13 protein-coding genes are annotated in these 12,171 nt (G+C 73.4%); 6 read left to right on the plus strand and 7 right to left on the minus strand.

The window, feature by feature from the left end:
* Positions 1–3: 3 nt before the first annotated feature.
* The 3 genes from ACFO6V_RS01550 to ACFO6V_RS01560 form a co-directional block, all read right to left on the minus strand.
* Complete coding sequence (locus tag ACFO6V_RS01550; RefSeq protein ID WP_377131452.1) at positions 4–1,194, minus strand: thiolase family protein; 1,191 nt, start codon at positions 1,192–1,194, stop codon at positions 4–6.
* A complete protein-coding gene (locus ACFO6V_RS01555) occupies positions 1,191–2,864 on the minus strand; it encodes an AMP-binding protein (RefSeq protein WP_377131454.1) in 1,674 nt (557 codons plus the stop codon). Before ACFO6V_RS01555 ends, ACFO6V_RS01550 begins: the two co-directional genes overlap by 4 nt.
* 135 nt (positions 2,865–2,999) lie before the next feature.
* Positions 3,000–3,872, minus strand: coding sequence for a PaaX family transcriptional regulator (locus ACFO6V_RS01560; protein WP_377131457.1), 873 nt, complete (start codon positions 3,870–3,872; stop codon positions 3,000–3,002).
* A gap of 97 nt (positions 3,873–3,969) precedes the next feature.
* Between ACFO6V_RS01560 and ACFO6V_RS01565 the strand changes: the two genes are divergently transcribed.
* Genes ACFO6V_RS01565 through ACFO6V_RS01580 form a run of 4 tightly spaced genes read left to right on the plus strand, consistent with a single transcriptional unit; the run spans position 3,970 to position 7,358 of the window.
* The gene (locus ACFO6V_RS01565; protein ID WP_377131459.1) at positions 3,970–4,941 is read left to right on the plus strand and encodes an ABC transporter substrate-binding protein; all 972 of its coding nucleotides are present in this window, start codon (positions 3,970–3,972) and stop codon (positions 4,939–4,941) included.
* A complete protein-coding gene (locus ACFO6V_RS01570; RefSeq protein WP_377131461.1) occupies positions 4,938–5,714 on the plus strand; it encodes an ABC transporter permease in 777 nt (258 codons plus the stop codon). The genes ACFO6V_RS01565 and ACFO6V_RS01570 overlap by 4 nt, the downstream gene beginning before the upstream one ends.
* An 11-nt stretch (positions 5,715–5,725) precedes the next feature.
* Positions 5,726–6,511, plus strand: coding sequence for an ABC transporter permease (locus ACFO6V_RS01575; protein WP_377132134.1), 786 nt, complete (start codon positions 5,726–5,728; stop codon positions 6,509–6,511).
* A complete protein-coding gene (locus ACFO6V_RS01580) occupies positions 6,504–7,358 on the plus strand; it encodes an ABC transporter ATP-binding protein (RefSeq protein ID WP_377131463.1) in 855 nt (284 codons plus the stop codon). The genes ACFO6V_RS01575 and ACFO6V_RS01580 overlap by 8 nt, the downstream gene beginning before the upstream one ends.
* A gap of 83 nt (positions 7,359–7,441) precedes the next feature.
* Here the strand turns inward: ACFO6V_RS01580 and ACFO6V_RS01585 are convergent, their stop codons facing one another.
* The 4 genes from ACFO6V_RS01585 to ACFO6V_RS01600 form a co-directional block, all read right to left on the minus strand.
* Complete coding sequence (locus tag ACFO6V_RS01585) at positions 7,442–7,942, minus strand: MarR family winged helix-turn-helix transcriptional regulator (protein WP_377131465.1); 501 nt, start codon at positions 7,940–7,942, stop codon at positions 7,442–7,444.
* A 115-nt stretch (positions 7,943–8,057) separates the two neighbouring features.
* Positions 8,058–8,861 (minus strand): maleylpyruvate isomerase family mycothiol-dependent enzyme, encoded by an 804-nt coding sequence (locus ACFO6V_RS01590; protein ID WP_377131467.1) that lies wholly within the window; start codon positions 8,859–8,861, stop codon positions 8,058–8,060.
* 3 nt (positions 8,862–8,864) lie between these two features.
* A complete protein-coding gene (locus ACFO6V_RS01595; RefSeq protein ID WP_377131469.1) occupies positions 8,865–9,701 on the minus strand; it encodes a fumarylacetoacetate hydrolase family protein in 837 nt (278 codons plus the stop codon).
* Positions 9,698–10,789 carry a cupin domain-containing protein gene (locus tag ACFO6V_RS01600; protein WP_377131471.1) on the minus strand — a complete coding sequence of 364 codons (1,092 nt, stop codon included), beginning with the start codon at positions 10,787–10,789 and terminating at the stop codon, positions 9,698–9,700. Before ACFO6V_RS01600 ends, ACFO6V_RS01595 begins: the two co-directional genes overlap by 4 nt.
* A 144-nt stretch (positions 10,790–10,933) precedes the next feature.
* Between ACFO6V_RS01600 and ACFO6V_RS01605 the strand changes: the two genes are divergently transcribed.
* Together ACFO6V_RS01605 and ACFO6V_RS01610 are read left to right on the plus strand one after the other, a co-directional pair.
* Entirely contained in the window at positions 10,934–11,695 is a 762-nt protein-coding gene (locus ACFO6V_RS01605) for an SDR family NAD(P)-dependent oxidoreductase (protein WP_377131473.1), read from the plus strand.
* Positions 11,696–11,727: 32 nt separating this feature from the next.
* The gene (locus tag ACFO6V_RS01610) at positions 11,728–12,165 is read left to right on the plus strand and encodes a VOC family protein (RefSeq protein ID WP_377131475.1); all 438 of its coding nucleotides are present in this window, start codon (positions 11,728–11,730) and stop codon (positions 12,163–12,165) included.
* Positions 12,166–12,171 lie beyond the last annotated feature (6 nt).

The following is a 12,171-nucleotide window of genomic DNA, read 5'->3' on the forward strand; positions in this document are numbered from 1 at the left end:
GGGCTAGCCGTCGACCCGGACCACGACGGCCCCGGCGGAGTCGCCCGCCGCACAGCCGGTGAACAGGCCGGTGCCGCCGCCCCGGGCGTGAAGCGCGTGGATCAGCTCGGTGATCGCCCGGGCGCCGGTCGGCCCCTGCGGGTGGCCGTAGACGAGCGAGGACCCGTACGGGTTCATCCGCTCGAGCGGGTAGCCCGTCTGGTCGGCGAGCCACAGGTCGTTCACGGCGAACGGGTTGTGCGTGGTGACGACGTCGACGTCGGACATCTCGATCCCGGCGTCCGCGAGCGCCACGCGCGCCGCCTCGACGGGCGCCTTGGGCATGTACGCGGGCTCGGCGCGGCCGAACCCGGTGGCGAGGATCTGCGCGGTGACGCCGTCCTGCCCGATCTCCCGGGCGCGCTCGGCGGTCGCGACGACGACGCCCGCGCAGCCGTCGGCCGGATGGGTCTGCGCCCCGTAGGTGACCACTCCCCCGGGTTTGACGGGTGACAGCTTGGCCAGGCCCTCTGCGGTGGTCGGGAAGACGCCGTGGTCCTCCTCGACCCAGCTCTCGCCCCTCTTGGTGGGGATGCGCACCGGCACCATGTACTCCCGCTGGATCGCGCGGTCGTCGGCGAGCGAGCTCACGTACTGCTCGTAGCGCAGCAGCGCGACCTCGTCGACCTGCTCGCGCGTGTAGCCGCCGTCGACGGCGGTGTTCTCCGCGGTGTCGTTCATGCTCTGGCCGGTGGTCGGGTCGAGCTTCATGGGGTCGAGCACCCAGTGCTCGGCCAGCGGGGCGCCGCCGGTGCTGCGCTGGCTGGAGTACAGCATGAGCGGGCCGTTGCTGGTCCGGTCGGTGATGACGCCGATGGTCGTGGCGTGCGCGCCGAGCTCGACCTGGGTGGCCAGGTGCTCCACGACCACCGCCGACGTCGCGCAGGCCCGGGAGAGCCACGGCCCGCCGTACCGGCCGGCGCCCAGCCGCCGGGACACGAGGGTCACGCCGTAGAACCCGTACTGCTGGGGCACCGTGCAGCCGAGCGTCCACTCGGTGATCTCCTCGGGCGGCAGCCCACGAGCCTCCAGCGCCCGGCCGGTGACGTCGACGGCCAGGTCGAGGCTGTTCACCTCCGCGAGGGGGCCCTGCCACTTGGCGAACGGTGAGGTCCAGCTCAGGCCGAAGGGGATGTGCGCGTCGTGGAACCTCATGCGTGCTGACCCGCCTCTCGTTCGGTGGCCTCCAGCTCGGGGACCTGGGCGCGCAGGGCGCGCATGTCGAGCTTTCCGCTCGGGCTCCGGTGCAGGGCGTCGACCAGGAAGACCTTGCGCGGCTTCTTGTAGCCGGCGAGCCGCCGTCCGACTTCCTCCTGGATCCGTTCGGTGGTGAGCGACGAGCCGGGCGCGGTCACGACGTACGCGGTGACCACCTCGCCCCACCGGGGGTCGGGCGTGCCGAAGACGACGGCGTCGGTCACCTCGGGTATCTCGACCAGGACGGTCTCGACCTCACCGGCGAAGACCTTCTCGCCGCCCGTGTTCACCACCGCCGACCCGCGACCGAGCAGCTCGACCAGGCCGTCACCGATGACCCGCACGTGGTCCCCCGGCATGACGTACCGGACGCCGTCGATCGTGGGGTACACCTCCGCGGTCCGTTCCGGGTCGCCGTCGTAGCCGAGCGGCATCTGCCCGCGGTAGGCGAGCACGCCGGTGGCGCCCGGGACGTCCTGGACCTCGCGCAGCCCGGCGTCGAACACGACGGCGCCCGGGGCCAGCCGCGGATGGCAGGGGATGTCCTGCGGCCCGCGGACCACCCCGTACGCGAACGGGCCGCCCTCGCTGGAGCCGAAGATGTCGACGAGCGTCGCCCGGGGCGCGTGGGCGATGAGGCGCAGCTTGAGCTCGTCGGACCAGGCCATGCCCGAGCTGAGCACCGTGGTCAGGCTGGACACGTCGAGCCCGGCACCCTCGGGCGAGTCGAGCACGTCGACGAGCGGTCCGACGACGGCGTTGCCCGCCACGATCAGCCGGGTCACGCGCCGCTCGTGGATGGCCCGGGCGGCGGCGAGCGCGTCGTGGCCCACCGACGGCAGGAAGATGACGCACCCCCCGAGCACGAGCGCGTTCATCACGTTGAACAGGGCCAGGGCGTGCATGAGCGGGGTCAGCGGCAGGGTCACGGTCGGCGGGAGGTCCGTCCGCGCGGCGATGCGCGTCACCTCGTCGAGGTCGCCGGGGACAGCGACCGGCAGCGAGCCGTAGATCGAGAAGAGCTGGCTGTCGAACAGGTTCCCGTGCGTCCACGCGACGGCCTTGGGGGTGCCCGTCGTGCCGCCGGTGAACATGAAGATCTGATGGTCCGGCGACAGGGGCTGCGGGTCGAGCGGCTCGGCGTCCAGCGCGGTGGCGAACGGCCGGCCGGGTTCGGTGGGTCCGTCGTCGTCGGGCACGGCGAGCACGAGGCCGGGCAACGGGACGTGCCGGGCGGCGTCGCGCACGTGCCGGCCGAGGCTGGTCGGGTGGACGAGGGCGTCGGCGTGCGAGGCACGCAGCAGGTCGGCGAGCTCGCGGCCCTGGTAGCGGAAGTTGATGTTGACCGGGATCGCGCCGATCTTGTACGCCGCGTACACGGTCACCAGGTACTCGACGCGGTTGTACATGAAGATCGCGACGCGTGACCCGGCGCCGAGTCCCTCGGCGCGCAGGGTCCCGGCGACACGGGCCGCGGCGTCGTCCAGGTCCCGGTAGGTCATGGCGCGGCCGGCGACGACGACGGCGGGCCGGTCGGGGCACGCCCGGGCGACTGACTCCCAGATGGTCGCGTAGTTGGCTCTGCTCAGGTGGTTGCTCTGTGCTGGCTGAGATGGCGGCTGGTCCACTGCTCACATCCTCGTGGGCGGGCCGCGACAGGCTGCTGTCTCAGGCAGCCCACCGTCGGCGAGGCCTCGATCGTGCCCCACCACGCTCCACGACGTCAAGCATTTCCGTGACGCCCGTCAAGAATCAGTCGAATGTCACGTGGGCGACGGAGCGCCCGTCCGGCCCAGCAGGCCCGCGAGGTCGGCCCGCGCGGCGCCGACAAACACCTCGCGCAGCCGGCGGAACGTGGCCGCGGAACGCCCGGCGGGCCAGTCGGCGGTGAGATGCTCGGCGGGCAGCCGGGGGTCCGCGCGCAGCAGCGCGAGCCAGTCTGCGCCGAGGGCCGTCATGTCCCGCAGCGGCCGGTCCGAGCTGTCGACCCCGGTCCCGACGTCAGCCCACGTGGCGAGGAACCGGAGGTGGTGCGCGCGGATCTCGTCCAGCCGCCAGGCCGAGCGGACCGCCCGCGTCGCCGAGAAGCCCTCGATCTCGTACGCGCGGAACGCGGACAGCTCGACGCCGGCGAGGTCGCCGTCGAGCGGGCCGAGCGCCGACGCGACGTCGACCTCGCCGGGGGCGATCCACAGCCCGTCGCGCAGCAGGCCGAAACCCGCCCAGGTCAGGGCCGCCCGCACCCGGTGCCGCGCGTCCCGCTGGCTCTCCGGCACCGAGAACGTCACGAGGGTCCAGCCGGTGCCGACGGGCGCGAAGGGCTCGTCGGCGAGCACCCGGCCGCGCGCCTCGCGGAGCACGGACTCGCCGGCCGGGGCGAGGCCGTACGCGACCTCCCGGCCCGCGCGGACCTTCTCGAGCAGGCCGCGGCGGCTCATCCGGGCGAGCGTGGCGCGGGTCGCGGCGTCGCCGGTGCCGAGCTCCGCGAGCAGCCCGATGAGCACCGCCGAGGGAACGTGCTCGACGTCGGCGTCGAGCACGAACTCCCCGAGGAACGCGAGGAGAAGCTGCTCGGGACGACGCGACGACGACATACCCGGAGTATCCCAGAACGCGCGGCCGGAGCCCGTTGACATGCATGACACGAAGGCTGCACGCTGTACACGCAAGTGTCATGCATCTCGCACAGCCGCACTGTTCAGCTTCACCATTCAACGACGAATCGGGGAAATCATGAGCCGACGACGCCCGGGCGTCCTGGCCGCCGGTGCCGCGCTGCTGGCCCTCGGCCTGGCCGCCTGCACGGCCGACGCACAGGACCCGCCAGTGACCGGGGAGGACGGGAACCGGGCCGTGACGATCGGGGCGCTGAGCATCAGCGAGACGGCGCCGCTGTGGGCCGCGGTCGAGGCAGGCGTGTTCGCCGAGCACGGGCTCGACGTGACGGTCCAGCCGATCCAGGGTGGGGCGCAGGCGATGCCCGCCCTGGTCAACGGCGACGTCGACCTGATGATCGGGCAGCCGTTCGGCGCCCTGCGCGCGACGGAGCAGGGGCTCCCCGCCGCGATCATCGCCGGCTACGCCGAGAGCTACGCCGAGGGTGACGACATCAACGCCGTGGTCGCGGGTGCGGACACCGGCATCACGCGCCCGGCCGACCTCGCCGGCGCGAAGGTCGCCGTCAACTCCCTCGGCGCGGCGGGAGACCTCACGATCCGCGCCGCCGTCGAGCAGGACGGCGGGGACCCCACCGCCATCGAGTTCGTCGAGGTGGCCTTCCCCGACGCCGCGGCCCAGCTCGAGGCCGGGAACATCGACGCCGCGTGGGTCCCGGAGCCCTTCGTCTCCATGATCGCCGGCGCGGGCGGCACCACCGTCGTCTACCCCTACCAGGCGGTCATCCCCGGGCTGCCGACCCTCGTGGTCCAGGCGACCACCCAGACCGTCGAGCAGGACGCCGAGCTCGTCGCCGACGTGCGCGCCGCGCTGGAGGACGCGTTCGTCTGGGCGGAGGAGAACGACGACGCCGTCCGCCAGACCCTCGTCGACAACCTCGAGCTGCCCGAGGAGGCCGCGGCGAGCCTGCCGCTGCCGCGCTTCACCACCACCGTCAACGCCGACGCCATCCAGGCGCTGGCCGACCTCGGCGTCGAGCACGACTACTTCCAGACCGCGCCCGACGTCGACGCGATCATCGTCGAATGACCGCGGCGCGGACGCGCGTGCTCGGCCTGCTGGGCATCCTCGGGTTCCTCGCCGCGTGGGAGGCCGCCGCGCTCTCGGGCGCGGTCAGCCGGACCTACCTGCCGACCGCCTCGACGACGCTGGCGCGCCTCGGTAGCGAGCTCACCACCCCGGACTTCTGGACCACCCTCGCCGACACCGTCATCACGTGGTCGGCCGGGCTGGGGATCGCCGTCGTCGCCGCGATCGCGCTCGGGGCCGTCGTCGGGCTCGTGCCGTTCCTCGACCGGGCCACCCACAGCAGCGTGGAGTTCCTGCGGCCGATCCCGTCGGTGGCGATCATCCCGCTCGCGGTGCTCGTCGCGGGGCTCTCCCGCGAGGCCGCGCTCATGGTGGTCGTGTACGCGCCGTTCTGGCAGGTGTTCGTCCAGGTGCTGCACGGCGTGGCCGACGTCGACCCGGTCGCCCAGGACACCGCCCGCAGCTACGGGCTCGGGCGGCTCGACCAGCTGCGCCACCTCGTGCTGCCGACGGCGCTGCCCTACGTCATCACGGGGTTCCGGCTCGCCGCCTCGGTGGCCCTGGTCCTGACCATCACGGCCGAGCTGGTGATCGGCAACCCGGGCCTCGGGCGGCAGATCGAGCTCTACCGGTCGGCCCCCGACGCCCCGGGCCTGTACGCGCTCGTGCTGGTCACGGGCGGGCTCGGCATCCTCGTCAATCTCGCGACCCGGCTGCTCGAACGGCGGCTGCTGCACTGGCACCCCTCGGTGCGCAGGGAGGAGGCGCTGTGAGACTCCGGTCGATGCTCGGACCGCTGCGCGCCGTCGGCTACGCGGCAGGGCTGCCCGCGCTCGCGCTGCTCGCCTGGGCCCTGGCCACGGACCGGTCGGCCTCCATCTACTTCCCGCCGCCGGCGACCATCGCCCAGGCGTTCGCCGACACCTGGTTCGGCCCGGCGCTGACGACCGACGTGCTGCCGAGCCTCGGCCGGTTCGCGATCGGCGTGCTGCTGTCGATCGTCGTCGGCGTGGCCGCAGGCACCGCCATCGGGACCACCCGCTGGCTGCGCGACCTGCTGGAGCCGCTGCTCGAGTTCTTCCGCGCGGTGCCGCCCGTCGTGCTGGTGCCGGTGCTCATGCTGATGCTCGGCATCGGCGACACGATGCGGATCGCCGTCATCGTCTCGGGGTGCGTGTGGCCCGTGCTGCTCAACACGGTCGAGGGGGTGCGCGGCGTCGACCCGGTGCTCACCGAGACGTCCCGCTCCTACCGCGTGCGGGGTGGGCTGTCGCTGCGCTACGTCGTCCTGCCCGCCGCGAGCCCGCAGATCATGGCCGGGATCCGCCTGTGCCTGTCGATCGGGCTGATCCTCATGGTGATCTCCGAGATGTTCGCCTCGTCCTCGGGGCTCGGCTACCGCATCGTCTACTTCCAGCGCAGCTTCATGATCGCCCAGATGTGGAGCGGCATCCTGCTGCTCGGGCTCGTCGGCGTCGCCGTGGCGGGGCTCTACGGGATCGCCGAACGGCGGGTCCTGCACTGGTACCACGGAATGAGACAGGGCATGAGAGAGGTGGCACGTGGCTGACATCAGCACGCACGAGAAGCCGACGGAGGCGCCGAGCACCACCCTGCTCTCGGTGCGGGACCTCGGCAAGACCTACCCGGGTTCAGCGGGTTCCGACGCGGTCGAGGCGATCCGCTCCATCAGCTTCGACGTCCGGGCGGGCGAGCTGGTCTGCATCGTCGGCCCGTCCGGCTGCGGCAAGACGACGCTGCTCAAGTGCCTGTCCGGGCTGCTCGCCCCGACGACCGGTTCGGTGGCGCTCGACGGCGAGACCGTGCTCGCGCCGCCCAGGAAGATGGCCGTCGTCTTCCAGGAGTACGGGCGCAGCCTCTACCCGTGGCTCAGCGTCCGGGACAACGTGGGCCTGCCGCTCAAGTCCCGCGGGATGCCGCGCGGCGAGCGGGACGACGTCGTCCGCGCGGCGCTCGAGGAGGTCGGGCTGGGCCAGGCCCTCACGACGTTCCCCTGGCAGCTCTCCGGCGGCATGCAGCAGCGGGTCGCGATCGCCCGGGCCATCGCCTACCAGCCGGAGGTGCTCGTCATGGACGAGCCGTTCGCCGCGGTGGACGCGCAGACCCGGGCCGACCTGGAGGACCTGGTCCGGCGCGTCTGGCAGGACCTCGGGGTCACCGTCCTCTTCGTCACCCACGACATCGACGAGTCGGTGTACCTGGGCGAGCGGGTGCTGGTGCTGTCGAGCTCGCCGACCGTGGTGCAGGAGGACCTGGTCGTCGACCTGCCCGCCGAGCGCGACCAGATCTCTACCCGCGCCCTGCCGCGGTTCACCGAGCTGCGCACGCACGTGCACCAGCAGATCCAGCGCGCCAAGCGCGGCGACCGGACGGGGTTGCCGGCGACCCCTCGTTGAGCTGTCAGACGCCTCGGGACGTGTCAGACCCGTAGGTCACCCGGGTGACCTGTGTGTCTGACACGTCGGGGGCGTCTGACAGCTCAACGAGGGGTGGGGTCGCTCGCGTGGTGGCCGTGCGCGTCGAGGACCCGGGTGAGGAGCCGCCGCAGCGTGGCCCGCTCCTCCTCGCTGAGCCCGGCGGTGAGCGAGGCGTCCACCTGGGCCGCGTGCGGGACCAGCCGGCGCAGCTCGGCGCCGCCCGCCTCGGTGAGCCGGACGAGGTTGCGACGGCGGTCGGCGTCGGCCCGCGCGCGCTCGACCAGGCCCCGGGCCTCGAGCCGGGAGACGAGGCCCGCGACGGTAGAGCGGTCGAGGTCGAGCGTGTCGCAGAGCTCGCGCTGGCTGGCGCCGCCGGTCCGGTGCAGCACGTTGAGCACGCCGAACTGGACGTTGCTCAGGCCCTGGCCCGCCTCCTCGGCCCACACGGCCAGGTGCACCTGCTGGGCACGCCGGATCAGGAAGCCCACGTGGTCGGGCAGGTACAGGGACTGGCGCGCGCCGACGCCGTCGGCCGGGGCGGCCGCCGCGCTGTGCTGAGTCATTGACTGATCATCACAGACCGCCCACCACCAGCGAGCCGGCAGTCGTTCAGCACAGCAGTTGCTGCCGGACGACGGCCGATCTGGCAGCAAGTGCTGTGCTGAACGGCCGGGTTCATCACAGCCAGCGCGGCGGTGCGGGCACCGCACCGCCGTCCGAGGCGACGACGCCCGCGTCCCCGCGGCCCGTCGCCCACCGCGTCAGGTCGGCGGCGGTCCCGCGCAGCGCCAGGGTCTCGGAGGACGCCGTCCCATCCGCCGTCGCCCCGTCCGCCGTCGGCCCATCCGCAGCCGCCCCGAGCCCGGCAACCGGCACCGGCCGCTCCCGGTCGACCGGCTCCAGCACGAGCGGCGGCGCGTCCGGTCCCAGCCGGCGTCGCCACGCCCCGACCACGTCGGCGAGCAGCGCGTCGAGCAGCTCGGCCGGGAAGTCGTCGAACGAGCCGCCGTTGTCGAGGTCGACGGCGTGCACCCAGACCTCCCGGGTCCGCATCCAGACGGTCTCGGACGCCGGCACGACCCGCCCCAGCGCCGTGCGCACCGGGGCGCGCCAGGCCTCCTCGGGCAGGTCCCGCCACTCGACGTCGAGGTGCACGGCGGCATGGGCGCACAGGTTGCGCAGCGCCCGGGCGGGCAGCGTCGCGGCGAGCTCGATCTCCCGGTCACGTTCCGCGGGCGAGGCGTACATCGGCGTCTCGACGCCGGTCGCCGCCCACTCGGTGAGCCGGGTCAGCGCCCGCGCGTTGAGCCCGACGTGCGCGACGACGTGCCGCCGCGTCCAGCCCGCCACCAGCGACGGCGCGTCGAGCCGGCCGCCCGGCAGCTCGTTGAGCTTGCGCGAGAAGTACGCCTGCCCGCGGCGGGCGAGCAGCAGACCCGCGAGGAGCTGCGGGTCGGTGGTCCGGTCGGTACGGGCGGGCACGGTTCAGCCCTCCTTGACGACGGCGTTGCGCAGCGTGCCGAGCCCGGTGACGGACGTGACCAGCTCCTGGCCGGGCGCGAGGTAGCGCGGGGGTTTGCGGGCGTGGCCGACGCCGCCCGGCGTGCCGGTGGCGATGACGTCGCCGGGGTGGAGGGTGACGATCTGCGAGATGTAGGCCACGAGCGCGGCCGGGCCGAACACCATGTCGTCGATCGGCGTGCGCTGCACCGCTTCACCGTCGACCTCCGTGACCAGCTCCCCGCCCGGCTCGACGGCGTCGAGCGTCGTCAGCCAGGGGCCGAACGGCGTCGTCGCCTCGAACGTCTTGCCCTGCAGCCACTGCGGGCTGCGGTACTGGAAGTCGCGCATCGTCACGTCGTTGAGCACGGCGTAGCCGGCGATGGCCTCCCCGGCCTCGACGGCGGTGAGCCGGCGCGCGGTCCGGCCGACGACGACGGCGACCTCACCCTCCCAGTCGACGGCGTCCGCGGCGTGATCCGGCAGGACGACGGGGTCGTACGGGCCGATCAGGGCCTCGGGGAACTTGGCGAAGAGCGTGGGGTGCTCGGGCAGCTCGCGGCCCATCTCGCGGATGTGGTTGCGGTAGTTGAGCCCGACGCAGACGATCTTGGCCGGCCGGAGCACCGGCGGCGCCCACGCGCGCGGGTCGAGGCCGGCGAGGTCGTGCGCCGGGCCGTCCGCGGCACGCGCGACCGAGGCCCACCGCGGGTCCTGGAGCAGGTGCCCGACGTCGGCGTGGCCCGGCACCTCGACCGCCACCCCGTCGTCGACCCGGACGGCGACGGTGCCCGTGCCGAGCCGGAGCGTCCCGAGCCTCATGCGAGGTCCTCGTTCCGCTGACCGGGGACGAAGGTCCGCGTGAAGTGCAGCCGGTCGACGATCGGGCCGTCGTTGAACCGGAACAGGTCGAACTGGCTGTCGGCGTGCAGCGACCACGGCACCCAGCTCGGCACGGCGAACAGGTCGCCGGTGCGCAGCCGGTGCTCCCTCTCGCCGAGCACCACGGTGCCCTCCCCCTCGAACACCTGCCACACCGAGGACCCGACCTCGTGCGTCACCGGCGTGGACGCGCCGGCGCGGAGCCGGTGGAACTCGCAGCGCAGGGTCGGCATGACGTCGCCGCCCGTGGTCGGGTTCGTGTAGCGGACGGCGGCGTGGCCCTGACCGACGGTCGCCGGGTGGCCGGCGTCCTCCAGGGCGAGCTGCTCGGTGAGCGCCCGGTCGGTGTGCTCCCAGCGGTAGGCGGCGAGCGGCGAGCTCGTGGCGTCCTCGAGGCCGCTGAGCGGGCGCAGGCCGGGGTGGGCCCACAGCCGCTCGGAGCGGGAGACGTCCGGGGACGCCTCGTCGGTCACGCGCTCGGAGCCGAACTCGAAGAAGCCGACGTCGGCGTAGTGCGCGAACGGCACGTCGAGGCCGTCGATCCAGGCCATGGGCTGGTCGGTGTCGTTGTGGTGGCCGTGGAAGTTCCACCCGGGGGTGAGCAGCAGGTCGCCGCGGCGCATCGCGACCGGGTCGCCGTTGACGACCGTCCAGACCCCCTCGCCCTCGACGACGAACCGGAAGGCGTTCTGGCTGTGCCGGTGCTCGGGCGCGGTCTCGAATCCGCCGAGGTACTGGATCGCGCACCACAGGGTCGGCGTCGCGTAGGCGGTCCCCGGGAGCCCGGGGTTGGCCAGGCCGATCGCCCGCCGCTCGCCCCCGCGACCCACGGGCACGAGCTCGCCCGACCGCTCGGCGAGGCCGAACAGCGTGGACCACTCCCACACGTGCGGCACCGCCTTCGGCGAGGGCGTGAACGGCATCAGGTCGTCGCGCTGGGTCCACAGCGGGGCCAGGTGGTTCGTCTCGAAGTCCGCGTAGAGCTGCTTGAGCTCCGCGGTGTCCGCCGTGCCGTCCATCTCCTGCATGGGTGCTCCTCCTGGCCTCGTCGCCATTCGTTGGTATGCCAACGATATGCCCGGGAGCGTGCCCCGTCCAGCATCCCGCGCCCTGCGCCGGCCCGGTCGCGGGTAGCCTGCCGAAGGACTACCCATCGACGAGAGGCACCTGTCATGACGCGTGATCTGCCCCTGGACGGCCGTACCGCCGTGGTCACCGGTGCCGCCCGGGGTATCGGCGCCGCGACCGCGCGGCGGTTCGCGGAGGAGGGCGCCCACGTGTTCCTCGCCGACGTCTCCCCCACGGTGCTCGACCTCCGGGACGAGCTGCGCGACGCCGGCCACCTCGCCGCCGCGTCCGTGCTGGACGTCGCCGACGAGGCCGCCTGGGCCGACGCCGCCACCGCCTGCCGGGCGGAGCTGGGCCGGCCGCAGATCCTGGTGCACAACGCGTACGCCACCACCATCGCGTCGCTCGAGGACACGCCGCTGGACAGCTGGGAGCACCAGCTCCGGGTCTCGCTCACCGGCGCCTACCTCGGCACCCGTGAGCTGCTGCCCGACCTGACGGCGTCCGGGCGGGGCGCGATAGTCATGGTCTCGTCGGTCCACGCGCGCTTCGGGCTGCCGGGCCGGGCCGCCTACGCCTCGGCGAAGGCGGGCATGACCGGGCTCGCCCGGCAGCTCGCCGCCGAGTACGCCCCCGCCGTGCGCGTCAACAGCGTGCTGCCCGGCCCGGTGCTGACGCCGCACTGGGACGGCACGAGCGAGGCGGAGCGCGCGAGCGCCGCCGGGGCGACCGCCCTCGGACGCCTGGGCCAGGCGTCCGAGGTGGCCGATGCCATCGTGTATCTCTGCTCCGACCGGGCGTCGTACGTCACCGGGGTCGAGCTGCCGGTCGACGGCGGCTGGAGCATCACCAAGGAGTCGGTGTGATCGGTGGCCCGCCGCCGTCCTATGGTGTGCCCATGACGACCGTTCAGCCCATCCAGATCACCTTCGACTGTGCCAGTCCCGAGCGCGTGGGCCGGTTCTGGTGCGAGGCCCTGGGATACGTCCCCCCGGACGTGACCGAGGACGGGTTCGCCACGTGGGAGGAGTACAGCCTCTCGCTGCCCGAGGCCGAGCGGGACTCGTGGTTCGCCGCGAGCGACCCCACCGGTGTCGGCCCACGGCTGTTCTTCCAGCGCGTGCCCGAGGGCAAGGTCGTCAAGAACCGGGTGCACCTCGACGTCAAGGTGGGCAGGGGCTTCGTGGGCGAGGAACGCCTGGCCGTCCTGGAGTCCCACGCCGCGCGCCTGGAGGCGATCGGTGCGACGCGCGGCGTGCTCCTGCTGGCCGACGAGGAGAACGAGTCCTGCCAGAACATGCAGGACGTCGAGGGCAACGAGTTCTGCCTCGACTGACGCGGG

Origin of the sequence: Promicromonospora alba (assembly GCF_042654905.1) — a bacterium.
In the GTDB taxonomy this organism is placed as follows: domain Bacteria; phylum Actinomycetota; class Actinomycetes; order Actinomycetales; family Cellulomonadaceae; genus Promicromonospora; species Promicromonospora alba.

What these genes read in the sequence shown, in the direction of transcription:
- ACFO6V_RS01550 (WP_377131452.1), bottom strand. Translation starts at nt 1,194, where the DNA reads ATGAGGTTCCACGACGCGCACATCCCCTTCGGCCTGAGCTGGACCTCA.
- ACFO6V_RS01560 (WP_377131457.1), bottom strand. Translation starts at nt 3,872, where the DNA reads ATGTCAACGGGCTCCGGCCGCGCGTTCTGGGATACTCCGGGTATGTCG.
- ACFO6V_RS01565 (WP_377131459.1), top strand. Translation starts at nt 3,970, where the DNA reads ATGAGCCGACGACGCCCGGGCGTCCTGGCCGCCGGTGCCGCGCTGCTG.
- ACFO6V_RS01570 (WP_377131461.1), top strand. Translation starts at nt 4,938, where the DNA reads ATGACCGCGGCGCGGACGCGCGTGCTCGGCCTGCTGGGCATCCTCGGG.
- ACFO6V_RS01575 (WP_377132134.1), top strand. Translation starts at nt 5,726, where the DNA reads ATGCTCGGACCGCTGCGCGCCGTCGGCTACGCGGCAGGGCTGCCCGCG.
- ACFO6V_RS01585 (WP_377131465.1), bottom strand. Translation starts at nt 7,942, where the DNA reads ATGACTCAGCACAGCGCGGCGGCCGCCCCGGCCGACGGCGTCGGCGCG.
- ACFO6V_RS01595 (WP_377131469.1), bottom strand. Translation starts at nt 9,701, where the DNA reads ATGAGGCTCGGGACGCTCCGGCTCGGCACGGGCACCGTCGCCGTCCGG.
- ACFO6V_RS01600 (WP_377131471.1), bottom strand. Translation starts at nt 10,789, where the DNA reads ATGCAGGAGATGGACGGCACGGCGGACACCGCGGAGCTCAAGCAGCTC.
- ACFO6V_RS01605 (WP_377131473.1), top strand. Translation starts at nt 10,934, where the DNA reads ATGACGCGTGATCTGCCCCTGGACGGCCGTACCGCCGTGGTCACCGGT.
- ACFO6V_RS01610 (WP_377131475.1), top strand. Translation starts at nt 11,728, where the DNA reads ATGACGACCGTTCAGCCCATCCAGATCACCTTCGACTGTGCCAGTCCC.